The organism is Halanaerobium sp. MA284_MarDTE_T2 (genome assembly GCF_003337245.1).
Lineage (GTDB): Bacteria > Bacillota > Halanaerobiia > Halanaerobiales > Halanaerobiaceae > QPJE01.
The window spans coordinates 60,334-87,146 of the sequence record NZ_QPJE01000004.1; the positions used below are offsets into that span (position 1 = coordinate 60,334).

The window sequence follows — 26,813 nt, forward strand, 5'->3', positions numbered from 1 at the left end:
CTCAGCTGATAATGTCGTTGTAAACATCTATTAATTCATCAATAACTCTGGACCAGGAAAAATTATTTACTGCATATTCAGCTGCTTTCTGACCTTTTTTCTCTTTATCATTTTCTTTGAGAGATGCAATTATTTTTTCAGCCAGATCACTGTAATCATCCATTTTAAAAAGTCTGCCCACATCTTCATTTATAAAGTCAGGCAGTCCACCTGCTCTGGACGCTATGACTGGAGTGCCGCAGGCAAGTGCTTCTACTGCGACAAGTCCAAAAGGCTCAACTCTGGATGGTACAACAGATAGATCGGCACTGCTGTAAAGTTTGGGCAGTTCCTGCTGGGGTAAGTTACCTAAAAAATATACATTTTTAAGTTCAAGTTCATCCACCTGAGATTCCAGCTCTTTTCTCAACTCTCCATTTCCAATAATTAATGTTACTATATCTTCAAATTCCCTTTCGTATTTTTCAGCTGCTTTTATCAGCAGATCCACTCCTTTAAAGTGAGTCAACTTACCTACAAATGTAATCAGATATTGAGGTTCTTCATCGATTTTAATATATTTTTTGAGCAGCTTAAGCCTGTCAATTTTTTGGGGTTTAAATAATTTTTCATCTACACCATTTAATATTTTCTGCAGTTTTTCCTCTTTAATAAAATAATATTTTTTAACATCACTGTGTACCTGATCTGAGATGGTAATTATTTTATCTGCATGTGAGGCCCCCTGCAGAGCTATGTGGCGGTATCTTTTATCTTTTTTGTAGCCTTTAATATCTGTTCCATGTGCTGTAACAACATAGGGAATGTTTGTCTGCATAGTGGCATATGGTGCCACCCAGAGGTGCTGACAGTGAATAACATCAGGTTTAAAAGTTTCTGCTTCTTCAACCACTGTATCTATAAAACGCATCAGATAGTCGTTCATTTCCTGTCTTGTTAAATTATAGAACTGATTACTGCTTTTTGGATGTGTAGTAAAACAGGGGAAATTATAGTGCATAATTGTTCTGACAGGAAAGTTATAATTATTATTTATTTCATTATCAACAACTATTACCTTAACATCATGTCCTTTTTCAATCAGGCGAAAAGCTATATTTTTTGTATAAACACCGCTGCCTGACCCTTCTAAAGGAAAATGATTTATGAGAAGTACTTTCATTGATTTTCTCTCCTTTCTGTAATTTTTTTTATAACAGCCTGCCAGTTTTCAACTGTATTTTCATAATTTTCCACCATCTGATCTAACTGCATCCACGCACTCGAAAAAATATCAGGCAGCAGTTTAAAATTATCGTTACCAGTGTATTCTGCCAGTGCTGGTGCCCCAGCCTGAAGGGCTAATTTTTGTTCTCTGTGTCTTTTTTTAAACTCTGAAGATGAGATATATCCATATTTTTTTAGATACCAGTTTAAAAATGGATTTCTCCCCAGCCAGCCTGTACAGGCATAAAATAATCTTTCCTGAATATCTGCATCAGATATATCTGGTTCTTTTGGAAAGTTATCATAGGTATCATGAAAAATATGTGTATCTATATCTATAATTTTATGTTTTCCATCAGGTATTTCCAGACCCAGCAGTGTATCTTCTCCGCGACCTAAAAAAAGTTCTCCATTAAAATAATAGCTTGTAGAATAAAAAGGAGGAAGAATACTGCTGAATTTTAAATCTATGGCATGATTGCCTCCAAGAATTTTATTGGTTTCTCTAATATTATTCTGATAAATATCTGCTGTTGTAATATTATTTTTAGTATTTTTTATTTTTTCTAAAGCTTCTTCTTTCTGAAGGCCTTTTAAAAGTTCTTTTCTTTTTTTAAACTTAAGTGGAGGTATAATATAATAACCGGAGTAATCACTTGTTGTTACCACTACATTTTCTTTTTCCAGATATTCCAGATGCCTGCCGAAAAAGTTTATGGCTGCAAAATTTCCATTTCTGGAAGTTAAAAGACATGGTTTAACATCTGTATCAATAAAGAAAAGGTAGTCTAGCTTTGGCTCAGATATTAAACTTTGTAGGATTACTAAATTTCTACGTTTTCCATATGGTATTAGCTGGTGATAGTCAAATTCTGGTGTGCGCAGAAAAAAGTTAATTTCTTTTTTAGTTAATCCATATCTTTTGAGCTTATAATTAAATTCTGGATCATAGTTCATCTGAACAAGATCCAGTTTAATAGTCTGGCGCAGCCTTTCTACTACTTCAGATTTATAACCATGAGAATAGCAGACTATTAGTTTTTCTGGTTCATAGCCGTGAGCTCTTGCATTAGCAATAAAATCAATAAATGGATGAATGGAGTTCAAATAATTACAGATTGCCCCCACTGCAATTTTTGCCATTTTGTCCCCTCCCCCGTATTTTACCGTTTATATAAATTTATTTTTCTGCAACATAACGGTATACTATATCTTCAACTGTAATAATTCCAGCCAGATGACCTTCTTCATTTACAACAGGCATACCACTAATTTCATTTTCTTTTAAAATTCTGGCTGCTTCAGCAATAGTGTCATCTTCTTTAACTGTTATTAAATTTTCTGACATAAAATCTTTAATTGGCATATCTCTGTCGTGCTCAATCATTAGATCACCATCTGTAACAATACCAACAAGTTCATTATCTTTGACGACAAGAAGCCGCCCTATATTGTAATAGGAAAGAAGTCTTGCTGCTTCGTTTACATCACTATCTACTTCAATTATTACTGGATCTTTAGTCATTATTTCCTGTACCAGCATTTATAAAACCTCCTTAATTATCAATCTCAATATATATTTATATTCTATAATTAGTGCCAAAATCCTTTAAAAAGGAAAAAATAACTAGATTTTATTTAAAATTAGGTAGGGTAATAGAACCGGACAAATGTCCTAAATGAAAAAAGTAATTTTTAAGAAAAATCAGCATTTATTTTGATAAATAAAAGGGAATTAGATTATATTTACCGAAATATAAAAATATATGGAAACTATTATTTTTTAGGAGAGGATATTATTGACAGAAACAAACAGGGTATTTCGTATAATTAAGATGATTATGTTGCTAAGACAGCCATATGGCAGATGGGATGTTAATAAAATTACAGAGACTTTTGATATTTCTGCCCGTACTTTTCATAGAGATAAGAAAATTATGGAAGAACTCGGCATTCCAATATATTATGACAGACATTTAAAAGAGTATAAAATACTGGAGACATTTAGATTAGAAAGTCCCAATTTAAACAAAGAAGAAACCGAAGCTATTATGCTGGCAGCAAAAGAATATAAAAATAAGAATTTTCCTATGAAAAAGGAGCTGGAGTCTGCATTAGCAAAAGTTATTAATTCACTACCTGAATATATAAAAGGGAGTCTGGGTACTTACATAAATAGTTATGAGATAATTTCTGATCCATTTGTTGATTTAAAAGAACACAGGCAAAAATTTAAGCTGATAAAAAAATCTATTGAAAAACAGGAGAGCATAATAATCGATTATTATGCTCTGGGAAAAGATGAAAAAAGTACAAGAAAGATAAATCCATATAATATATTTTTTAATAATGGTGCACCATATTTAATTGCTTTTTGTAATTTGCGTGGTGAGATCAGAACTTTTAGAATTGACAGAATAAAAAACATAAAATTTACTGATGAAAGTTATACTATTCCCAATGATTATTCTCTGGATGAACAGCTGCACAATTCCTGGGGTGTTGAACAAGGAGAGGAAGAGCTGGATGTTGAAGTAAAATTTACAGGCAGAGCCGCCCGCTTTGTTCCGGAATACCAGTGGACTGATAATCAGATAATAAAGAAGTTAGCCGATAATGAAATAATATTTTCTGTAAGAACTACCAGCAGAGAAGAAATAAAAAAATGGATTTTAAGTTATGGTGCTGAAGCCGAGGTCTTAAAACCTGAAGAATTAAAACAGGAAGTTGCAGAGGTAGCAGAAAAAATGTGTAAAATTTATGAAAAAAACTGATGTTTGCGACATAGTGGTGGCAGAGGGATGTGGTAAGATAAAGTTGGAGGTGGGAAAATTTTTCATTTACAGTCATAATATTTTAATAATATTTTATTAAATTTCCTAGTAAACGGAATAATCTCTAAATATAAATAATAATGTTTCAGTCTCCTAGTTAATAGAGTAATTAATATTATATCAAATTAATTTATATATTAAAAGTTTTACAAAATATTTGACAATTTGTTTTGGTTTTATTATAATATAAATATAAATATAATTGGATTAATAAAGAGGTGATTAAAATAAACGATTTAATTCATGAGAATTATTTAAAAACCAATAGCGGAAAAACAACTACTAACTTTTCTCCATTTAAATATCAAAAGGAAGTAGCAAAGACAATATTAGGTGGTCAAAATGTAATATTACAGGCTCCAACCGGAGCTGGTAAGACTCTTGCTTCTATATTACCATTTATTATAGCAAATGAAGAAAATTATGACTTTCCTAAGAAATTAATATATTCTACTCCTAGAAGAACATTAGTTAATAGCCTGTTCAACGATATAAGTAAAGAAATTAATAAAGGTTGTTTTAATAGAGATTATAATGTCACTGTACAAACTGGAGAACATAAAGAAGATAGATATTTTACTGGTGATATAGTTTTTACAACCTTTGATCAAAGTTTATCTTCAGCTTTAAGTATGCCAATTTCTTTATCTAATAGATTGGCTAATATAAATGTCGCAGCAGTTTTATCTTCATATTTAATATTTGATGAATTTCATCTATTTGATTTAGAGGGATCATATACAACTACAGTTTTATTATTAGAAAAATTAAAAGAAATTGTACCTTTCTGTATTATGACAGCTACTCTTTCTAATAAAAGAACTAATGATCTTGCAGATAAATTAGATGCTAAAGTTATTCGAGCCGATCAGAGAGAATATTTGGAAGATATAGTTACTCAAAAAGGAAAAGAACGTAGAATTAATGTAAATAATAGAACGATGAATGCTGAAGAAATATTTGATTTACATACCCAAATAAATGGTCCATCAAAAAAATCTATAGTAATGTGTAATAGAGTAGATAATGCACAGAAAATATATTCAGATTTAAAATCTATAATTAATAAAAAAGATTACAATATTAATTTGATTTTAATTCATTCTAGGTTTTTAAATAATGATAGAAGTAATAAAGAAAAAAAAATAAAAAAATTATTTAATAAAAAAAATAGTAATAGTAATGTAATATTAGTTTCTACCCAAGTTATAGAAGTTGGAATTGATATTACCTCGGATATTATGCATACAGAAATTTCTTCTATAGATTCATTTTTACAGCGAATTGGACGCTGTGCAAGATACCAAAATGAAAAAGGGGAAATATTTGTTTATGATGTTTTAAACGATGGTAAGAAAAAATATCTTCCTTATGATGAATTGATAACTTTAAAAACCTTTAAGCATTTAGAAGATATTAATGGACAAATTTTGACATCTGAAAAATCTCAAGAAATTATTGATCAAATCTACAGTAAAGAAACAAATATTGATTTGCAGATTAAGGAAAAGACTGATTTTACACCTAATAGTTTTATTATAGAGAGCTGGAGTTTTCCAGATAAAAAGAGATATAAAGATTTAATTAGAGATGTAGTAGGATGCAATATCATAATAAAAAAATGGATAGTTGATGGTGATTCTCCATATAATTATCAAAGTTTAAGTATTTCCCCCTGGACTCTTAAATCAAAGATAAAAGGAATTGAAGAAGAGACTTCTCAGTGGTCAGTTAAACAGGTGATTGAGCAGGAAGATGACAGTGATTTTAAATATACTTATAAAAAAATAGATTCAGAAAAAATATATGCTAATGAAACTTATTTATTAAATCCAGAATTTTTTGCTTATGATAAAGAAAATGGGTTGCTTTTTAATCAAAGTGGTATAGAATTTAAAAGACTGCCCAAAAATCAGCAGGAAGATGAGTATAATAATCAAAAATATAAAGAGGAGAGCTATCTGCAGCACATTAATAGTATTAAATCTGAAGTGGATAAATATTTAGATGGAATTAAATATTTAACTAATTATTTAAAGAAACAGTTTAATTTAAATGATAGAGAATTTAAAGATATTATTGAATTAACTATTTGGGCGCATGATTTAGGAAAACTGCAAAAATCATGGCAGGAGGCACATAAAAAAAATGAATTTAAATATATAGCTCATGGAGAAAGAATTTCTAGGCCTCCTGGTCATGCTGGAGAAAGCTTTTGGATAGCTTTATGTATAATAGAAGATTTTGTGTTTGATTATATTAAAAAAAATGAAGTTATTATAGATATTATTGGAAAGTCAATTGTCTCTCATCACAGTATTAATTTAAATAAAATTAGTTCATATAGTATTTCTGAAGAAGTTATAAATTATTTTACAAAGATAAATCACAATTTCTTTAGTAATGACGAACTTGGAAAGTTTATGAACCAGAAATTAGATAAATTATTTCTTACACTAAAACCTGGTGAAGAAATCACTGATTTAGCTGACGAAATAAGAATTACGTCTACAGATGAATATTTATTTTATTTTTTATTAATTAGAATTTTAAGATTATCTGATCAGGAAGCAACAAAAAATTTAAATAAGATCTAAGAAAGGAGTGAATTAATGCGAAAGTTTTTTATTGAAAAAGTTGAAGGAGACTATAGTGACGTTTTATTGGCAAGGGGGGTTGCAGAATTAGTAAAAGAAGTTTTTAATCAAAATAATTTTGAAGGAGTTGATATTTGGATAAATAATAATGGTGCTTTTTTTGTAATAGAAAGTGAAAAAGAAATAAAAAAAGAGTATTTTAATCAATTGAATTTCAATACACTCTATCCATTAATTTATTATGATAAGATGGATGATAAACCAAATTATACAGAAAATATTATTGATTTTACTCAAGAAAAAAAATATAAAGATTGGTCGCCTAATGAAAGGAAATCTTCATTAATAAGACAGGCAACTGGGATTCCTCTTAGTAATAAGATAATGAATGATATTTATAAAATTAATGATTATTTTTCAGAATTGGTATATTTGATTTTAGAACATTATTCGAATCCTACTGAGAAATTCAATGACCTAGTTGCGAAAATCGATGATTTATTTATTAATATTCAATTAAATAATTTTAAAAGTATAGTTAAGAATAATCTTAAAGATAATGAATTATCTAGGATAGAGTCAGATTTAGATGAATTATTTAATGAGTTCGAAAATTTTCATTGGAGCAAGAGAAATAAAGTTAAAGATTTGATAAAAGACAAATTAAATGAAAGTGCAAATAATTTGGAAGAAACAAAAACTATAAAAAAATTATATAATGAAGCTAAAATTGATTTTATAACAACTCATAATGCTTTAAGTAGTTTACTTCCAAAAAGAGTTAAAGGTTTAAATAATGATGATATTTCAGCTTCTTCAAGTATTTCACCAAAAAATACTTCAGAAAATTGGTTGCGTTTATATTTGGTTTTAATTGGTTTTTATAAATCATTAATCTTACAGGGAATGCAGTCCGGGAATAGATTATACTCAGTTATTTCTCCAAATCAAGTTTCTATTAGCAGGTTTGATAATATATATGGTAGTGTAGTGAATGGTTTTCATCCTGGTAATACCTTAGAAAAACAAAATATTCTTTTCCTCAGTGATTTTATAATTAACCTTTTAGATAAATTAGAAGATTTTAATCAAAGTAAAAGAAGGAAAAGAAGAAGAACAGTACTAAAAAATTATATTGAAGGAATTAAAAATGTTTATTTAGTTGATATGGGGCAAAACCATATTATAAAAAATATTTATGATTTAAATGTTCCGAATTGGATTATTTTAGATGAAGAAAAAGATAAAGTTGGTTTTAAAAAAGTTTTTCAAGAGTTTAAAGAATTGATTACACCAATTGATGATAAAAATGAAGATGTTAAATTATTTCAGGAGTTATATAATTTTTTAACAACTGAAGAAGTTGGTTCTTTATTAAGTTATTATTATCAGCATGCTTTACTTGCAATGCAGAGGCTGGGGAATAATGAGAGTGCAAAAATGTATACAAAAAGGAGTGTTAAATTTATTATGAATAAATTAGATAATGCTGGTGGGGGCGGATATTCTAAAATTCTAGAAAATGAGGGTTTTCAAAATTTTGCTAAGGCAATTAGAAACAGTACTTTAATTCCTATTTATTTAGGTAAAAAGAAAAAAATTAAATTTGGTTTGCTGCAGGATATTAGAAGAGCTTCTTTAAATAAAGACACTTTAATTACTAAACTTTCAACTTTTATGGCAGATTATAATAATGAGAATGGACTTGATAATTTTCATAATCAAAATCCTATGAGATCAAATTTAACAACTCAAGATTTTGAAGATATTGTTGCTTTAATTGATGACCATGATTCTAAAATCATTGGTAATATGCTGCTGGCTTATGGTTTTGGTAAAGATGAAAAAGTAGAGAAAGTAAAAGGAGATGAGGATAATAATGAGTAAAAGAGTATATTCAATTTCTATTAATGGTAAAGTTGGACTTAATCTTCATGATTTAAATAATGAAAAGTCTGAGGGTAATCAGTTAACAACAAGAAATGTTACAATAACAAATGGAGCCGGTAAACTTGCAACAGTAAATGCTGTATCTGGAGATATGTTAAAACATATCCAGGCTGCTCATTTATTTAAAATAGCAGAAAATAACGATGATTTACCTTTATGCAGTGGATGCCAAAAATTTGATGCTAATAGAATCACAATTGACGATAATTTTGATGAATTTACCAAAAATGATAACACTAAATCTGAGATAGTCGATGAAATGCTTAAAATGTGTGCTGTTGATGATTTAGAAGGGATATTAATTACAAATAACAATAAAAATATTGGTCGAGATTCGACAGTTGAATTTGGCTGGTTGGTTGCTGTACCAGAAGAGTTTAATTCTGAGAACTTATTTCATGTAAAATATTCTGATTTAGAAAAAACTGAAGGCACAGGTAAAAATGAAGGACAGAATATTTTTTATCGTCCTTTAAATTCCGGCCAATATGCTGTAGTAAATAATCTTGAAATATCAAGAATAGCTTATAATGATATTTCTAAGGATTATGTATTAGATGATGATGCGATTAAAAATAGATATCAGGCTTTACTTAAATCAATTATGATGACCTATTATTCTCCAGAAGGTGCAATGAGAAATACTCAGGCGCCTCATATGACCAGCTTTGAAGGAGTAGTAAGTATCAGTTATAGTTCAGTTCCTGCTCCAACAATTAGTGCTCTTAATCCTGATTATAAAAATGAAATATCTTCTATATCTAATACATTAAACGAAATCGGAGAAGAAGTTGAATTAAAAGAATTTAAGAGTATGAGCGAATTTACTAATATAATTAAAGATCTTATTAATGATACTGTTCCTTATGGTGTAAAAAATCAATAAGGGGGAGTTATAATGTGGTTAGAAGTTGAATATATACCAACATCGTTATTTTCGTTCAAAGACATAAAAGCAACTAATACTGCTGCTACTTCATTATTATTTCCAACTCCCTTTGGAGTTAAGATGGCTTTAATATCAGAAGCAATTAAAGAATTTAATCTGGAAAAAGGTAGAGAAGTTTTTGAACTAATTAAGGGAAGAGAAATAAAATATAATTTACCAGCAGAAGCAGTTGTAAATAAAACTTTCGGTAGAATCAATGATTTAAGAAATAAGATTGGACGTTCTAAACCTGCATACAGAGAATATGTATATTTTAATGGAAGCTTAAAACTGGCGATAAATATAGACGATATAAATCAAGAAAAAATTGAATTATTAAAGTCGTTATTTTTGAGAATTAATTATTTTGGAAAAAAAGGATCTTTTATGCAGTTTAAAGAGTCAAAAATAATTGATAATCTAAATGACAATCATTTAAAATTAATGAGTAATGGCGAGATTGATTTCAAATTTAAATCAATTATTCAACAAACTGAAGATATTCCTATAGACGCTAGTTTTGAAGCTATAAACATTTATAATGAAAATGAAAGTTTATCTAGAGATAATAATGAAAGATTATATGTGGTTAATATAGAAAAAACTTTATCAGGAGATGGTTATCAATATTATAAAATTTCAAATTAAAGAGGGATAATGATGGATTTAGCAATAACAACTTTAAAATTTAATTTAATGGCGTTAGAAGATTTATATCTGCCAGAACACCCTGGTTCAACATTTCGGGGTGCTTTTGGTAGATCTTTAAGAGAAATTTCCTGTAGTTTTGATGATAAAAAATGTAAAGGATGTAATTTGAAAGATAATTGTCCCTATTCTTTGTTTTTTAATCCATTTCTAACAGAAAAAGATAAGCTTAAGACCTCTAAAAGATTTAGAAACAAATTGCGTCCTTTTATTTTCAATACAGATAATAATTATAAAAAACAGTACTCATCCGGAGAGGAATTAACATTTAAAATTAGAATTTTTGGTTATATGAAGCAGTTTATCCCTTATGTAATTGAAAGTTGGAAAAAATTACAGCAGATTGGTCTGGGTTCTGGAAGGAGTAATTTTTTATTAAAAAATATTTGGTCAGAAAATGATTTAAAAGGAAAAAAAACAAAAATCTTTGACTATAAGGATACTGAGATTAAAAACATTAATAACACAATTTATATTGATGACATAAAGAAAGAAGAATCATATTTTAATTATAAAGTTACTCTGCTGTTTAAAACTCCAACATTAATTAAAGTTAATGGGAAATATATCAAGAATAATTTAGAATTTTCTTTATTAATGCGCACTTTATTTAGACGTTTATCAACAATGGCTGCTTTTTATGGAGAGGAAATGAGTATTTATTTTAATGACTATCTAAATAAAGCTGAAAAAATAAAATTGCTTTATAAAGATTTGGAGTGGAACGACTGGTATCGCTATTCTGATAAACAGAATAAAAAAATTGAAATGCAGGGATTCACAGGGGCAGTAAGTTATGAAGGAGAAATAGCAGATTTTTTACCATATTTAATCTATGCTCAATATTTAAATTTAGGGAAAAATACTGTTTTTGGTCAGGGTAACTTTGAACTTTTAAATTATTAATAAAGATTGGAGGGCTTAAATGAAGGAAATCTATTTAAATAATTATGGACAGTTTTTGGGTAAAAAAAGTGAAAGATTGGTAGTTAAAGAAAAGGGTAAGATTAAGAGAGAAGAACCTTTTTTTAAAATTAGTCGAGTGATAATTACTTCTAAAGGTATAAGCTTATCAACTGATGCCATTGAAGAATGCATGAAAAGAGGAATTCAGATTGATTTTTTGAATTTTAAAAATGAACCATATGCAAAATTAAGCTCTCCTTTTTTACAGGGAACTGTTAAAACTAGAAGGGCTCAACTGACTGCTTTTGATGATCAAAGAGGTGTTTCTCTAGCCAAAGCATTTGTTTTAGGGAAAGTAAGTAATCAGGTTAATCTGTTAAAATATATGAGTAAATATAGAAAAAAGAGAAATCCAGAAATCTATAATTATATGTGTAAGCGAATTAAAGAAATTGAAAAAATGATAAATGAAATATCAGTTATTGAAGATGAAAAAATTGATTTTATTAGACAGGATATAATGACTTTAGAGGCACATGCAGCTAAAAAATATTGGCAGACAGTGGCAAAAATATTACCTGAAGAGGTTGGATTTACAGGTAGAGAGACCAGAGGTGCAGTTGATCTTGTAAATTCAATGCTTAATTATGGTTATGCTATTCTTTATTCACATGTTCAGGGTGCAGTTATCTTAGCTGGTTTGGATCCATTTGCTGGTTTTATGCATGTAGATCGCTCTGGTAGGGCTTCTTTAGTTTTAGATTTTGTAGAAGAATTTAGACAACAGACAGTAGATAAAACAATTTTTGCAATGATTAATCGCGGTACTAATTTGGAAGTAAAAGAAAATAGACTAACTAAAAAAACCAAAAATAAATTTAGAAAAAAATTAAAGAAAAAATTTGATAGTTATCATCAGTATGAAGGCAAAAAAGAAAAAATCAAAAATATAATTCAGAGACAAGCCAGACATATTGCAACTCATCTTAGAGGTGAAAGAGAATATGAACCTTTTGTAGGGAGCTGGTAGAAATGCATACTCTGGTTATTTATGATATTACAGAAGACAAAACAAGAAATAAAATTGCTGAAGTTTGTAAAGATTATGGTCTCAAAAGAATTCAGTGGAGTGCATTTATGGGAAAATTAAGTATCAACAGAAGAGAAGAATTACATTTGAAATTAGTTCAAACTTTAAAAGATAAATCTGGTGATATACAGCTCTATCCAATTTGTTCTAAAGACATGAATTTAAAAAAGGAAATAAAAAATGAATAAACTGATACTAAATGTGACTGATATAAAACAGTATATTTATTGTCCGCGCATAATTTATTATACTTACTGTCAGCCTGTAAGTAAGAAAAGAACATTTAAAATGGAATTTGGTAGCAAACAGCATGATATAGTTGATCAATTGGAAAAAAGAAGAACTTTAAAGAGGTATAATTTGGATAAGGGAAATAAAATATTTAAACACAAGGTATTTTCTGAAAAGTATTCTTTAAGTGGTAAATTAGATATGCTGGTAAAACAGGAAAGAGAAATAGTTCCTATTGAAATGAAGTATACTAATTCTCGACCAGGTTTAAATCATAAATATCAGCTGGCTGGTTACATGCTTTTGATCGAAGATAAATTTGAGTTACCAGTTAGAAAAGGGATTATTCATATTATACCGACTAAAGACAGTTATTTTTATAAAAATAATGATCAGTTAAGAAAAAAAGTTAAGCAATTAATATTTGAAATAAAAGAATTAATAGAAAAAGAACATTATCCTGATAAGGCTTCAGGATGGAAAAAGTGTAAAGAATGTGAGTTCAAAAATTATTGTGGAGATGTGGGGTGAAATAATGTATTTTCTTAATGAAGAAGAAAAGCTATATCTACATAAATCATTAATTCCAGAATCTAGAGATATGTATATTGATTATAATCTTAGAGGCTGGAATTGGAATCAACCGCCTTTAGAACCGATTTATGATATTAAATTGGGAGTCGCAGAAACTGCAAATAATTACTGCAGCAGCAATAGAGACTTATATCTTCAAAAAGTCATGAAAAAGAAATTCAAAGCTAATGATAAAATGCTGGAAGGATCATTATTACACAAGACACTGATGAAATTTATTACTTCTGCAAAAAAAGAATTATATATCAATGGAATTAAAGAAGTAGAATACGATAATTTGTTTAATTTGGATAGTAATATTATTAGTGAATTAATCGGCTCATATTATTTTAATAACACTTCAAAAGAAAAATTGATCAAAAAAATAGAAAAAATATGGGGATTTGAATCTCAAAGAGTCAAATTTAGGATGCAGGAAGTTTTATCTTCCCAACCATATATTGATGTTGATGCTCTAATTCATCAAGTTATTCCAATAGTAGTAGAGCAAAAATTGAACGGATCTTTTATTGGACTAAGTTCATATTTAAGTACTGATGCCATAAACTTTTCAGAGCCCATGATAGTTGACACTAAATTTGGAAAAGAAAAAGAGTTTTACAAACTCAGTGTTACTGGTTATGCTCTTGTTATGGAATCATTATTCTCTTTTCCGGTAAATTTAGGATGTCTTGTTTATCCAGGATTCAAGAACAAAAGAATATTAATTAAAAGAGATCTATTTATTATAACTGATGAATTGCGCCAAAAATTTATTGAGCAGCGCGACGAAAAAATGAGAATGATTTATGAAGATATTGATCCTGGTATTGCCAATAATTGTTATAAAATATGTCCTTTTTATGATGAGTGTAATTAAATGAAGGAATTGTTGTCTATTTAAAGAATAAATCAAGTAAGATAATATAATTAGAATTAATTTTCGCAAAAGGCAGGGGTGTTGATGCAGAAAATAATTTTTCGAGATAAGTCAATGGAATTAAAAGGATTGTCATACTGGAATACCTGTTATATAAGGGTTTGTTCTTTTTGAAAATTGCTCTAACATTTACCTCTCCGCTTACTAGGAGACTGAAAGCAGCCAGAGCCGAGTGAAGTACCTTCTCCTAATGTTGCTAACATTTACCTCTCCGCTTACTAGGAGACTGAAAGGCAGCACAAGCCAGAAGATTATTATTAGAAATAAAAACTAACATTTACCTCTCCGCTTACTAGGAGACTGAAAGTGCATCTTATTTTGCGCCTGTGTCATCCCAGATGTAACTAACATTTACCTCTCCGCTTACTAGGAGACTGAAAGGATGGATTAGAGGATAAGTGTATAGAGTTGGCTAAAGCTAACATTTACCTCTCCGCTTACTAGGAGACTGAAAGCCTTCGCTTCTTGACATCTGTTGTAATAATCTTTGACCTAACATTTACCTCTCCGCTTACTAGGAGACTGAAAGGTTTTTAATTAATTCATTTTTTATTTGTTCTATTTCCTAACATTTACCTCTCCGCTTACTAGGAGACTGAAAGTTTCTACAGCCTGAACGAACCCGTTCTCAATCATTTTTCTAACATTTACCTCTCCGCTTACTAGGAGACTGAAAGGCTGATTGAGCCACAATCTGTGCTTCTGTGGCTGACCTAACATTTACCTCTCCGCTTACTAGGAGACTGAAAGGATACATTGAGTTTTGGCACAATGGATGCAGGATTCTTCGGCTAACATTTACCTCTCCGCTTACTAGGAGACTGAAAGGCGCCCTCTATTGGTGGCAAACCTGTATCTTTGCTCTAACATTTACCTCTCCGCTTACTAGGAGACTGAAAGCTTCCTGTATTCATCATACCTTCTGTATCCTTCGTACTAACATTTACCTCTCCGCTTACTAGGAGACTGAAAGTCTGATTAAGTTGTGCCATATCTGACTTTTGGTCTTTCTAACATTTACCTCTCCGCTTACTAGGAGACTGAAAGTTACTTCACCTTCTTAAATAAAAATCCTACTTTATCGTCTAACATTTACCTCTCCGCTTACTAGGAGACTGAAAGGTGTCATAATAACCTGTCTGTCTGGCTTACCACTTGCCTAACATTTACCTCTCCGCTTACTAGGAGACTGAAAGTCTTATTAGCATCTTCTACACCTCTCAAACGCGTAATCTAACATTTACCTCTCCGCTTACTAGGAGACTGAAAGTCTACCCACAATGTAAGCCCATGGCTACAATTTTGACTAACATTTACCTCTCCGCTTACTAGGAGACTGAAAGAACTCATAGCCGTATCTGCCAAATGCTTCAGCATTGCCTCTAACATTTACCTCTCCGCTTACTAGGAGACTGAAAGATTATACACTTCCTTCATTTTGCTGTCAGTAAAATCTAACATTTACCTCTCCGCTTACTAGGAGACTGAAAGATATTAATATTATCAAAGATATTAACCATTACTTTTACTAACATTTACCTCTCCGCTTACTAGGAGACTGAAAGTTCAACTCACACTCTACCATATAGTGGGCAAGTGTACCTAACATTTACCTCTCCGCTTACTAGGAGACTGAAAGGATGACCAGCTGGAAGAGGGAGAGGCTCCACTCTCAGCTAACATTTACCTCTCCGCTTACTAGGAGACTGAAAGTTCATAGACATTACCAGCACAGTCAACCATCCCATTAACTAACATTTACCTCTCCGCTTACTAGGAGACTGAAAGCTAATATATCCCCTTCATATATTTCTTTGCCATTTTTCTAACATTTACCTCTCCGCTTACTAGGAGACTGAAAGGCTGGCTGCGTGCCTGATCTGCTCGACCTTTGGCTTTACTAACATTTACCTCTCCGCTTACTAGGAGACTGAAAGATGAAAAGATTATTCAGTCAAAATACAACGAAGATGACTAACATTTACCTCTCCGCTTACTAGGAGACTGAAAGTTAACTGTAACTGCTGCATCTTGCCTTGTTGCTGTTACTAACATTTACCTCTCCGCTTACTAGGAGACTGAAAGATTAATCAGCTATAATGACAGTGATAGAGGTTCGATCTAACATTTACCTCTCCGCTTACTAGGAGACTGAAAGAGTAAGTGCGAAAATTAGCATAGTGAGTTTCTTCAACTAACATTTACCTCTCCGCTTACTAGGAGACTGAAAGTTCCATCAAAAGAGAATTAATTTTTATCTATATTCTCTAACATTTACCTCTCCGCTTACTAGGAGACTGAAAGGTTTAAGAGTCTGGTTATCTACTCATTTAACCTATGACTAACATTTACCTCTCCGCTTACTAGGAGACTGAAAGGCAAAAATATTTGTAGTTAGTATGGGCGATCTCTTCTAACATTTACCTCTCCGCTTACTAGGAGACTGAAAGTGTAAATCACTCTCACCTAATGCTGAACCTCTCCATCTAACATTTACCTCTCCGCTTACTAGGAGACTGAAAGCCCTTTCTCTTTTCATATATCAAATTCAACCTTTAACTAACATTTACCTCTCCGCTTACTAGGAGACTGAAAGTTGTTCTTTTCCACCTTCCATTTCCGTTACTAAAGTCTAACATTTACCTCTCCGCTTACTAGGAGACTGAAAGGATGTAGTTATGAATACTAAGTGGACTCAGAAGGGCCTAACATTTACCTCTCCGCTTACTAGGAGACTGAAAGAAGATCAGGAATGTGAGGTTAGTTGATTAATGAATCTAACATTTACCTCTCCGCTTACTAGGAGACTGAAAGTTTCTGGTGATCCACTCAGTGACGCCTGTAGTATTTCTAACATTTACCTCTCCGCTTACTAGGAGACTGAAAGGGAGAGAATATCCGCTTTGACGGTGACTTGTACCAGGTACTAACATTTACCTCTCCGCTTACTAGGAGACTGAAAGTCAGGTAAATATTTGAGTCTACGCGGTATGTTAAGCACTAACATTTACCTCTCCGCTTACTAGGAGACTGAAAGGCTTAACAGCTTGTTTCCGCAACTTACTTGCTGATAACTAACATTTACCTCTCCGCTTACTAGGAGACTGAAAGGTAAGGGTAATCCTCGTGAGCTGAATGGATTGTGTCCTAACATTTACCTCTCCGCTTACTAGGAGACTGAAAGCACATTTCTGTTCCTGTTTCTATTAATGTTGTAGACTAACATTTACCTCTCCGCTTACTAGGAGACTGAAAGTTCATATTGTCTTACAGTAGCTTCAGAAGCCATTTCTCTAACATTTACCTCTCCGCTTACTAGGAGACTGAAAGTCTGTATGCTCTATTATCGTTTCCAGCCCCATGTCTACTAACATTTACCTCTCCCTTACTAGGAGACTGAAAGCTTAATAAAACACCGCCTTCAGTTTCATTTGGTTCGCTAACATTTACCTCTCCGCTTACTAGGAGACTGAAAGCATCAGAATTAGATAATAGTAATACAAAATATAATTTCTAACATTTACCTCTCCGCTTACTAGGAGACTGAAAGTCAATAGCAAACATTCCATTGAGTGCATACTTTCTCTAACATTTACCTCTCCGCTTACTAGGAGACTGAAAGGCAAAGTATTTATCTATCACCTTTTCCATATCATCAACCTAACATTTACCTCTCCGCTTACTAGGAGACTGAAAGCGATGTACCAATCTAATATTTTGAGCATTGTTTCTTTCTAACATTTACCTCTCCGCTTACTAGGAGACTGAAAGGAGTCCTTTGCTAGCAGCTTTCTTAAACTTGCTGCCGGCTAACATTTACCTCTCCGCTTACTAGGAGACTGAAAGTTTTAGCAAGGTGGTAAATTGATAAAAGTAAATCTTTCTAACATTTACCTCTCCGCTTACTAGGAGACTGAAAGAAGCTGAATCTAAACTATCCTGCATTTCTTTTACTCTAACATTTACCTCTCCGCTTACTAGGAGACTGAAAGTCATTTTCTATGCCTTCAAATTGTGGGTATGGTTCTACTAACATTTACCTCTCCGCTTACTAGGAGACTGAAAGTCAAATTTAGATTGCCTTTTATCTAATCGTGATTTGACTAACATTTACCTCTCCGCTTACTAGGAGACTGAAAGAATCCCAGCGTTCAGACGGTGCGATAGCTCAACACGCCTAACATTTACCTCTCCGCTTACTAGGAGACTGAAAGCTCCTTTTTTTTAGCTTTTTTTGCCCTCTATACTCTATCTAACATTTACCTCTCCGCTTACTAGGAGACTGAAAGAGAAAGATATGTATTAGAAGCAGAAGAAATTGTCAGCTAACATTTACCTCTCCGCTTACTAGGAGACTGAAAGACTCATTTGGGCTTTCCAGAATATACTGGACCACTGGGATTACTTGTTCTAACATTTACCTCTCCGCTTACTAGGAGACTGAAAGACTCATTTGGGCTACTGTCCAGCTTGCGAAATCATTCTAACATTTACCTCTCCGCTTACTAGGAGACTGAAAGAAGTTAACCTGCACTTTACCGCCACCGTTGTTATTAACTAACATTTACCTCTCCGCTTACTAGGAGACTGAAAGAGCTGCTCTTTCATCACAGATAAACTGCTGATTGTCTAACATTTACCTCTCCGCTTACTAGGAGACTGAAAGATAAACTGGTATTTATCATAAATACACATGTTGCTGACTAACATTTACCTCTCCGCTTACTAGGAGACTGAAAGCTGCCCGGTAACGGTGGCAAACCTACTGACTTGCTATCTAACATTTACCTCTCCGCTTACTAGGAGACTGAAAGTTAATAAAACTTTTCTGTGAACTATCAGCCTTAGCTAACATTTACCTCTCCGCTTACTAGGAGACTGAAAGTCTTCTGTTAGCTCATCATTGTGTTTAAAGTATAAATCTAACATTTACCTCTCCGCTTACTAGGAGACTGAAAGCTAAAATAAAATCACCTTCAATCATAAACATTGGTAACTAACATTTACCTCTCCGCTTACTAGGAGACTGAAAGAATATATATCGCTGATACCACACTCCTGTATATTCCTAACATTTACCTCTCCGCTTACTAGGAGACTGAAAGCTAACTACTAATTCAGCACGTTTAGTTAATTCCATCTAACATTTACCTCTCCGCTTACTAGGAGACTGAAAGGCTATTCATACTAGAGATTTTGCTGACTCTCTACTTTACCTAACATTTACCTCTCCGCTTACTAGGAGACTGAAAGTTCTGACATTGATGCCATCCGCTTATCTACCTTAGCTAACATTTACCTCTCCGCTTACTAGGAGACTGAAAGACACTGGTATGCAGTGAAGCAAGAGCTTCATCTTCCTAACATTTACCTCTCCGCTTACTAGGAGACTGAAAGTCGGAGAATTCCGACACAGAGTCTGGTGATGAATTTCTAACATTTACCTCTCCGCTTACTAGGAGACTGAAAGGCTGACTTGCTATCATCAGCCTGATATTTAGCTGTCCTAACATTTACCTCTCCGCTTACTAGGAGACTGAAAGGTGCCTTCAAGATCCCTCCCTGCATTTTCAGAAAACCCTAACATTTACCTCTCCGCTTACTAGGAGACTGAAAGGTACCTGCTCATCTGTCCTCATATCGTCTGCTCTATCTACCTAACATTTACCTCTCCGCTTACTAGGAGACTGAAAGCCATTAGTATCATTGGGGTTGTATCAGTTGTTGCGTCTAACATTTACCTCTCCGCTTACTAGGAGACTGAAAGGCTAGTAATAATAATTGTCTAGCTCTCGGTGCTAATTCTAACATTTACCTCTCCGCTTACTAGGAGACTGAAAGCTCTTTTTTCTAGCCCGGACCAGACTTTTATGATTGCTAACATTTACCTCTCCGCTTACTAGGAGACTGAAAGGAAACCTCAAGGCAACACTTTCAGCTCTTTTGTCGAATCTAACATTTACCTCTCCGCTTACTAGGAGACTGAAAGGCTTATTGTGCTACCTCCATCTTCAACAGCCTGTGATCTAACATTTACCTCTCCGCTTACTAGGAGACTGAAAGCCTCTATATTATAATAACATCTTATCCAACTCATTGCCTAACATTTACCTCTCCGCTTACTAGGAGACTGAAAGATAACAAGGTTGCCGAGAGTGAGTGGGATATGGAGATCTAACATTTACCTCTCCGCTTACTAGGAGACTGAAAGAGCAAGTATGCTGTCTAATCCGTGCTCTATAACTTCCTAACATTTACCTCTCCGCTTACTAGGAGACTGAAAGGCTGTACATTAATTGCTTCTCTTGCCATTAATTAATCTAACATTTACCTCTCCGCTTACTAGGAGACTGAAAGTCTCTGGCTAAACTTTCTTTTTGCACAAAATAACCAGTTGCTAACATTTACCTCTCCGCTTACTAGGAGACTGAAAGCTTTATCGTCATTTTGGTTACCCCACTTAGATTTGCTAACATTTACCTCTCCGCTTACTAGGAGACTGAAAGTTCATAACCTTCATTGTTTATTTTAGCTTTTATTGCTAACATTTACCTCTCCGCTTACTAGGAGACTGAAAGTCATATCTTCACCAACATCTTCTTCATATAATTTTTCTAACATTTACCTCTCCGCTTACTAGGAGACTGAAAGATATATACAGCAGAGTAATGAGCGAATAGAAAACTTTCTAACATTTACCTCTCCGCTTACTAGGAGACTGAAAGATTTACTAGGAGACTGAAAGATTTACTAGGAGACTGAAAGATGGGCCTCTGCTGATAATCTCAACATTTCTGTTATGAGACAAGAAATATTTCAGTAAGCAGGATATACTTTTCACCAGTAAATATTTAAAAGAACAGGGTATTCTCATACCCTGAAATTAATTATTGTTCATTATCAATTTTTTTATCTAAGTCTTTGAATAAAACATATAATGCTCTGGCAACTGTAATTCCATCAATTGGATTCATAACTGAAGTAAGTTTTTCTCTGTTGTAGGCTTCATTTTCAGGTTCGATTAGATGACATCCTGCTTCATAATCTGGCATACAGGCAAAAAAGCCCAGTGATGTTTTTCCGAAAATAACAGTAATACTAGAAAGGCTTTCGACTCTAATCTCAAAATAACTGCCATAATTTTTAAATTCAATTATCCTCCCCAGCCATTTCTGTTTCTGATAATAACAATTAAAAGTCATATTAAACAGCTCCCTAAGTATAGGAGATTTTTTCATTAACTTTTTTGAAAATATCGTCTGTAATAATAGATTTTTTGCTTTTGAAACTCTCAAGTAAAGCAACATAACAGGCCTGATTAATCTTTCTTGGAATTCCTGAAGTCATACTGTGAAGCACAGGATAGCATTTTTTATCAATAATTTCATTCTGTATTCCGGCAGCGTTAAAATGATATTTAACATAATCTTTAGTTTCACTGAGAGAAAGTCCACCACATTCAAGAAATAATGAAACTCTTTGTTTCATGGGGATTGTCATACTTAGGTTAAGGTTTCTGTTTAAAAGTTGAGGCAGTCCTGCCAGAATTAAAGAAAAATTAGCTCCATCATCATAAAAACTTCTCAGCTCATCAAACATTTCAATAGAAAGACTGTGAGCCTCATCAATAATAACACAGTTAAACTTACCCTGAGCATTTTCTTCATGGAAAAAATCAATAATCTGCAACCTAATATCATCAACAATATCAATCAATAAATCTCTATTAAATTCTTTAAATGTCTGCCACAGCTCATATAGTTTTCCTTTTTCTGCATAGGAAAGATTTTTAATCTCTAAAGCAGTAGAAATAATTTCAACAAATTCCTGGCGTTTTAAAGCTTGAACTTTTTCCTCAGCAGCAATATGATCTGTAGTATTAACTTCAGCAGCAGTTTTTTCTTCAGGATGGTCTCCTGCAGCCTGAAGCTGGACTTTATCTTCCAGTGGGGTATTTAGCTGTTCTTTAAGATAATCCTGATAATTGCTTTTGATATTTTTAAGATATTCTCTGCTGATGGTAGAATCAACTGCTGGATCTTCTTCAATGCCGGCCACTGATTTATGTTTTTCTTTTTTAAGATCAATAACTCGGGCTAAACCATAATATTTATCCTGATAGTAAACATGCACATTACCCAGATGGAAAGGGTTGTATCTGATTGCTATCTTTTTGTTAACCAGCCTGCCGTCGATGGCATACTGATTTCCATTAAAGGAGATAACTCCATATTTGCTGACAGTTCTTTCTGCAAAATGCATAAAAGCCTGATCTAGCTGGACTGGAGAAAAATAGCGAAGGCGGCGGCCTGATTTTAAAGAACTTTCCCACCTTTTAGCTGGAGTAGTGCCCAGAGATGAATGCACTTTATCATTGTATTCTGTTTTTAACCAGGCTGAAAATAAATCATTGAGTTCAATAATACTGCTGACTTTGTTGTTTTTTATCTCTGTTAGAAAAGAGCTCTGAACATACTGCCAGAATTTTTCAACTTTCCCTTTTTTATGTGAAGTATATGATTATGTAAAGTAAATTCTTAAACTGTTGTAACAGCTGTATAGTCTTTAAATTTACTTTACATAATTTAAGTTGATTTATTGATCAAATCTTTTCAGTCAGGATAATAAATTTTCATTATACTGCCATTGAGGTTTTTCTTCAGAAAAAACATCAGTCAGCAATTGATAGAAGAAAACGGCTCAATCGAAAAAGAAAATCAACAGCTGCATAAAATACCTGGTACAGAAGACAAAAGAAATAATTCACAAAATACTTAACATCTTCTTAACAATTAGTTGCAATTTTTTAACAATTCGGAAATAATCCTGTAACTTTGATGTGTCATTATATTAATTGCAATAGGAAAATAAAAATAACCCGGAGGTAATAATTAATGAAAAAAATTGGACAAGCTTTTACCGTACTAATTCTTTCGATTTTTCTTTTTAGTGGATTTGTAATGGCAGCCGAGATGGACTTTGGTGATTTAGGAGAAGAATTTGTTGACTATGATGGAGATTTAGTTGCCGACATACCTGCTGCTGAATCTGAATGGATCAATCCCGATACAATTATTTTTTCGTATACACCTGTAGAAGAGCCTTCAGTCTATAAGAATGCCTGGTCAGATTTTTTGGACTATTTAGCTGAGGTGACTGGTAAAGAAGTTATGTTTTATGCAGTTGAAAACTATGCTGCTCAGTTGGAAGCTTTAAGAGCAGGAAGAATTCATATTGCTGGTATCAATACTGGTAGTGTCCCCTTTGCTGTAAATACTGCCGGAGTTGTTCCTTTTGCAATGATGGCAGCTGAAGACGGAAGTTTTGGTTATGAGATGGAAATTATTACTCAAAAAGATAGTGAGCTTGAAACTTTGGAAGATTTAGAAGGTAAAACAATTGCTTTTGTATCTCAAACATCTAACTCTGGTTTCAAAGCACCATCTGCAATTTTAAAATCCGAAATGGGTTATGAAGCTGGTAAAGATTATCAGACAACATTTAGCGGCCGTCATGATAACTCAATTATGGGAGTTTATAATGGTGACTACGAAGTTGCTGCCATTGCCAATTCTGTAATGCACAGAATGGATGCCAGTGGAGCAATTGATATGTCAGAAATCAAAACAATTTATAAATCTCAGACATTCCCGACAACTGCTTACTCCTATGTAAATAACCTGCATCCTGGTCTGGCTCAAAAAATTAAAAAAGCGTTCTTTACCTTTGACTGGACAGGAACAAGTTTAGCAGCAGAATTTGAAGATGATAAGTTTATTCCAATTGATTATAAGACTTACTGGGAAGTTATTAGGACTATAGATAGAGCCAATGGAGTGGAATATAAATAGAAATTAACTGAATATAAATTGACATAGTTTTTGTATTATTGCTGGGGTGGCAGAGGTGGTTAAAAGAGCCGCTTTTGCTTTTAATAAAACAGTTACCGGGTACCTGGAAAAAATATTCAGGTACCCGGTACCTATATAGAGAGGTGAAAAAATTGCTTAAAATAAATAATTTGCATAAAGAATATCCAGGAGGAGATTTAGCTCTACAGGGAATTAATCTGGAATTAAAAAAAGGAGAAATTGCAGCAGTGATTGGTCCATCAGGAGCGGGGAAATCTACTTTAATTCGCTGTATTAACCGTCTGGTTGAGTCAACAGCAGGAGAAATAATTTTACAGAATCAGGATATTAATCATCTTAATAAAAAAGAATTAAAAAATGCCAGAAGAAAAATGGGTATGATTTTTCAGGAATATGCCCTGGTTGAAAGATTAACTGTTATGGAAAATGTTCTCTCAGGCAGACTGGGGTATTTATCTTTCTGGAGAGCCTGGCTGCGCAAGTTCCCACAAAAAGATATTAATCAGGCTTATCAGATTTTGGATAGGCTGGGCCTAAAAGATCATGTTTATAAAAGATCAGACCATCTGTCAGGTGGACAGCGACAGCGGGTTGGAATTGCAAGAGCATTGATGCAGAATCCAGATTTACTTTTAGTTGATGAGCCAACAGCCAGCCTTGATCCCAAAACCGCTCGCCAGATTATGCGTTTAATTACTGAAATGGCCAGGGAAAGAGAGCTTGCTGCTTTAATAAATATTCATGATGTACTTTTGGCGAGAGAATATGTAAGTAGAATTATTGGAATGAAAAAAGGAAAGATTGTTTTTGACGGCAGTCCAGCAGATTTAAATAAAGATACCTTAACTACAATTTACGGAGAAGAAGACTGGAATAACTTTAAGGATAAAGATCAAGAAAATTTGGCATCTGAAGGAGGTAATGACCTTGCTGACAGAGAGCAGCGGAAATTACAGCTGGCAGCGTCCACATCTAATTAAGAATAAAAACAAAAGAGCAATAATTTATTTACTTGCTGCGGCTTATATAATATTTACTTTTATTTCTCTGAAAATTGATTCCCAGCGAATTATACTTGGTCTGAGCAGAAGCCAAAAATACTTTGCTGATTTTTTAAGACCGGATTTTATCTCCCGCTGGAATTCGATTGTTGATGGGATTTTAGAAAGTCTGACGATGACTTATGTGGCAACTGTATTTGGTATAATTATTTCAATTCCTTTTGCTTTTGGAGCAGCAGAGAATATATCTCCAAAGCCGATTTATTACTTATCACGAGCAGTGATAGTTATCTCAAGGAGTTTTCAGGAAGTAGTTATTGCAATTTTTTTTGTGGTAGTTATTGGTTTTGGTCCAATGGCAGGAGTTTTAACCTTAACTTTCAGCAGTATCGGCTTTCTGTCAAAATTACTGGCAGAAGAAATTGAGGATATTGACTGGACTCAGGTGGAAGCGGTTAAAGCCACCGGAGCTTCCTGGCCGCAGCTAATGACTTATGCTATATTGCCTCAAATTTTACCCCGGTTTATTGGTCTATCGGTTTACAGACTTGATATTAACTTTAGAGCTTCGGCTGTAATCGGTGTTGTTGGTGCTGGCGGAATTGGTACAACTTTAAATGCCGCTTTTGATCGCTACGAATTTGATTCTGCTTCCGCTATTTTGATTGTGATGATTGCGATTGTACTTCTAGGAGAATTGTTTTCTTCCTTTATTAGAAAAAAGATTAAATAGTGGTTATTAAATGGAAGGGAGTTTTAAAATGTCTAAAAAAGATTATAACTGGCAGCTAAAAAGCACACTTAGAATTTTAAAAGAAATTTTGTTCTGGGCAGCGGGTATCTGGCTTTTTATTTACTGCTGGAATATTATCTCAGCTCGAACAATCTGGCCCTTTGTTTATGATGGGGCTGAACAGGGCTCAAAATTACTAATGAGGATGTTTCCTCCAAACTGGCCTTATTTTATAGATCTTTTAAGACCAATCTGGGATACAATAACTATTGCCACATTAGGAACATTGGCTGCTATATTACTTTCCCTATTTGTAGCTTTTTTGGCTGCAGAAAATACTTCACCCCATCCACTTTTAAGACAGCTGGCTCTTCTGATAATTGTAACTTCCCGCTCGGTAAGTTCTTTAATCTGGGCGATAATTTTAGTGATTATTCTGGGACCAGGAGTGCTGGCCGGAATAATTGCAATTTCTTTAAGATCAGTGGGATTTGTCTCCAAACTCCTTTATGAGAGTATAGAAGAAATTGATAGAGAACAGGTAGAAGCAGTTGAAGCTACTGGAGCCTCTAAATTTTCCGCTTTAATTTACTCTGTTGTGCCCCAGGTTTTTCCTTCATTTGTAGGGACAGCTGTATATAGATGGGATATTAATATTCGCGAATCAACAGTTGTTGGTTTAGTAGGAGCTGGTGGAATTGGGCTTCAGTTAAATGAGGCAATTTTGGGGCTTAAATGGCCTGATGCAATTATAATTTTTATGATGATTTTATCATTAGTATTATTTTCGGAATTATTTTCAGCTAAAATTAGAAAAACTCTTATTTAGTGCACTATCGTTTGTAAAACCAATTTTTGGATGGGTGACCGGCAGCCAGAAATTGGAGAAGGAAGAATAACCAGAAAGGGAGATAATTATGAGTAAAAATACTAAACGCTCACCTGAAGAAAAGATGAAAATTGTTCTTGAAGGTCTTTAAAATGATAATATCTCTGAGATCTGCCGCAAACATGGTATTTATGAGAGTCAGTTTTATCAGTGAAAAAAAGACTTATTGGTTCTGTCAGTAAAGTCTTTAGAAACAAAAAGAAAAAAGATCCTGAAAAAGAGAAACTTAAAGTGGAAGAGAAATTTATGATTTTTATGAGAAATATTATGATAAAGAAAAAGATGTGGATTATCTTGATCTGATAAATTTAAATTAACGAATAAATTTAGATTAGCGTAAAAAAATTACTTTTCA

20 protein-coding genes and 1 CRISPR repeat array are annotated in these 26,813 nt (G+C 32.9%); of the genes, 15 read left to right on the forward strand and 5 right to left on the reverse strand.

Annotated elements, in window-relative coordinates; all coding sequences use genetic code 11:
• Position 1: 1 nt before the first annotated feature.
• From DFR78_RS03105 to DFR78_RS03115, 3 genes are read right to left on the reverse strand one after another with little or no spacing between them, the layout of a single operon-like run.
• A complete protein-coding gene (locus DFR78_RS03105) occupies positions 2 to 1,162 on the reverse strand; it encodes a glycosyltransferase family 4 protein (protein ID WP_114457384.1) in 1,161 nt (386 codons plus the stop codon).
• Positions 1,159 to 2,349, reverse strand: coding sequence for a hypothetical protein (locus DFR78_RS03110; protein WP_114457385.1), 1,191 nt, complete (start codon positions 2,347 to 2,349; stop codon positions 1,159 to 1,161). The genes DFR78_RS03105 and DFR78_RS03110 overlap by 4 nt, the downstream gene beginning before the upstream one ends.
• A 37-nt stretch (positions 2,350 to 2,386) precedes the next feature.
• Complete coding sequence (locus DFR78_RS03115) at positions 2,387 to 2,749, reverse strand: CBS domain-containing protein (RefSeq protein ID WP_114457386.1); 363 nt, start codon at positions 2,747 to 2,749, stop codon at positions 2,387 to 2,389.
• A 256-nt stretch (positions 2,750 to 3,005) separates the two neighbouring features.
• Here DFR78_RS03115 and DFR78_RS03120 point away from each other — a divergent pair, with 256 nt between their 5' ends.
• The 10 genes from DFR78_RS03120 to cas4a all read left to right on the forward strand — a co-directional run bounded on the left by DFR78_RS03120 (position 3,006) and on the right by cas4a (position 13,903).
• Complete coding sequence (locus DFR78_RS03120) at positions 3,006 to 3,980, forward strand: YafY family protein (RefSeq protein WP_114457387.1); 975 nt, start codon at positions 3,006 to 3,008, stop codon at positions 3,978 to 3,980.
• Positions 3,981 to 4,258: 278 nt separating this feature from the next.
• Positions 4,259 to 6,637: a CRISPR-associated helicase Cas3' gene (gene cas3 / locus DFR78_RS03125; protein WP_158531700.1), complete on the forward strand. Its 2,379-nt coding sequence runs from the start codon at positions 4,259 to 4,261 to the stop codon at positions 6,635 to 6,637.
• Positions 6,638 to 6,652: 15 nt separating this feature from the next.
• A complete protein-coding gene (locus DFR78_RS03130; RefSeq protein WP_114457389.1) occupies positions 6,653 to 8,524 on the forward strand; it encodes a hypothetical protein in 1,872 nt (623 codons plus the stop codon).
• Positions 8,517 to 9,473, forward strand: coding sequence for a DevR family CRISPR-associated autoregulator (locus tag DFR78_RS03135; RefSeq protein ID WP_114457390.1), 957 nt, complete (start codon positions 8,517 to 8,519; stop codon positions 9,471 to 9,473). Before DFR78_RS03130 ends, DFR78_RS03135 begins: the two co-directional genes overlap by 8 nt.
• 12 nt (positions 9,474 to 9,485) lie before the next feature.
• Positions 9,486 to 10,163, forward strand: a complete 678-nt coding sequence (locus DFR78_RS03140; protein ID WP_114457391.1) for a hypothetical protein — start codon at positions 9,486 to 9,488, stop codon at positions 10,161 to 10,163.
• 12 nt (positions 10,164 to 10,175) lie between these two features.
• On the forward strand, positions 10,176 to 11,129 hold the full coding sequence (cas6, locus tag DFR78_RS03145; protein ID WP_158531701.1) for a CRISPR system precrRNA processing endoribonuclease RAMP protein Cas6: 954 nt from the start codon (positions 10,176 to 10,178) through the stop codon (positions 11,127 to 11,129).
• 19 nt (positions 11,130 to 11,148) lie between these two features.
• Complete coding sequence (gene cas1, locus DFR78_RS03150; protein ID WP_114457393.1) at positions 11,149 to 12,159, forward strand: CRISPR-associated endonuclease Cas1; 1,011 nt, start codon at positions 11,149 to 11,151, stop codon at positions 12,157 to 12,159.
• A 2-nt stretch (positions 12,160 to 12,161) separates the two neighbouring features.
• On the forward strand, positions 12,162 to 12,407 hold the full coding sequence (gene cas2, locus DFR78_RS03155) for a CRISPR-associated endonuclease Cas2 (protein ID WP_114457394.1): 246 nt from the start codon (positions 12,162 to 12,164) through the stop codon (positions 12,405 to 12,407).
• Positions 12,400 to 12,981, forward strand: a complete 582-nt coding sequence (gene cas4 / locus DFR78_RS03160; RefSeq protein WP_233486957.1) for a CRISPR-associated protein Cas4 — start codon at positions 12,400 to 12,402, stop codon at positions 12,979 to 12,981. Before cas2 ends, cas4 begins: the two co-directional genes overlap by 8 nt.
• A gap of 4 nt (positions 12,982 to 12,985) precedes the next feature.
• Positions 12,986 to 13,903, forward strand: coding sequence for a type I-A CRISPR-associated protein Cas4/Csa1 (gene cas4a / locus DFR78_RS03165; protein ID WP_114457395.1), 918 nt, complete (start codon positions 12,986 to 12,988; stop codon positions 13,901 to 13,903).
• Between the two features lie 182 nt (positions 13,904 to 14,085).
• Positions 14,086 to 20,688: direct repeats of the CRISPR family, unit length 37 nt; unit sequence CTAACATTTACCTCTCCGCTTACTAGGAGACTGAAAG.
• A 162-nt stretch (positions 20,689 to 20,850) separates the two neighbouring features.
• Here the strand turns inward: cas4a and DFR78_RS03170 are convergent.
• Positions 20,851 to 21,165, reverse strand: a complete 315-nt coding sequence (locus DFR78_RS03170) for a hypothetical protein (RefSeq protein WP_114457396.1) — start codon at positions 21,163 to 21,165, stop codon at positions 20,851 to 20,853.
• 13 nt (positions 21,166 to 21,178) lie between these two features.
• Positions 21,179 to 22,330, reverse strand: coding sequence for a Mu transposase C-terminal domain-containing protein (locus DFR78_RS03175; RefSeq protein ID WP_114457397.1), 1,152 nt, complete (start codon positions 22,328 to 22,330; stop codon positions 21,179 to 21,181).
• Between the two features lie 527 nt (positions 22,331 to 22,857).
• Between DFR78_RS03175 and phnD the strand changes: the two genes are divergently transcribed.
• The 5 genes from phnD to DFR78_RS11900 all read left to right on the forward strand — a co-directional run bounded on the left by phnD (position 22,858) and on the right by DFR78_RS11900 (position 26,761).
• Positions 22,858 to 23,814: a phosphate/phosphite/phosphonate ABC transporter substrate-binding protein gene (phnD, locus tag DFR78_RS03180; protein WP_114457398.1), complete on the forward strand. Its 957-nt coding sequence runs from the start codon at positions 22,858 to 22,860 to the stop codon at positions 23,812 to 23,814.
• 152 nt (positions 23,815 to 23,966) lie between these two features.
• Positions 23,967 to 24,815, forward strand: coding sequence for a phosphonate ABC transporter ATP-binding protein (gene phnC / locus DFR78_RS03185; RefSeq protein WP_114457464.1), 849 nt, complete (start codon positions 23,967 to 23,969; stop codon positions 24,813 to 24,815).
• Complete coding sequence (gene phnE / locus DFR78_RS03190; protein ID WP_369834902.1) at positions 24,766 to 25,569, forward strand: phosphonate ABC transporter, permease protein PhnE; 804 nt, start codon at positions 24,766 to 24,768, stop codon at positions 25,567 to 25,569. Before phnC ends, phnE (DFR78_RS03190) begins: the two co-directional genes overlap by 50 nt.
• Before the next feature lie 28 nt (positions 25,570 to 25,597).
• The gene (gene phnE / locus DFR78_RS03195) at positions 25,598 to 26,398 is read left to right on the forward strand and encodes a phosphonate ABC transporter, permease protein PhnE (RefSeq protein WP_114457400.1); all 801 of its coding nucleotides are present in this window, start codon (positions 25,598 to 25,600) and stop codon (positions 26,396 to 26,398) included.
• Between the two features lie 210 nt (positions 26,399 to 26,608).
• Entirely contained in the window at positions 26,609 to 26,761 is a 153-nt protein-coding gene (locus tag DFR78_RS11900; protein WP_158531702.1) for a hypothetical protein, read from the forward strand.
• The last annotated feature ends 52 nt before the right edge of the window (positions 26,762 to 26,813 follow it).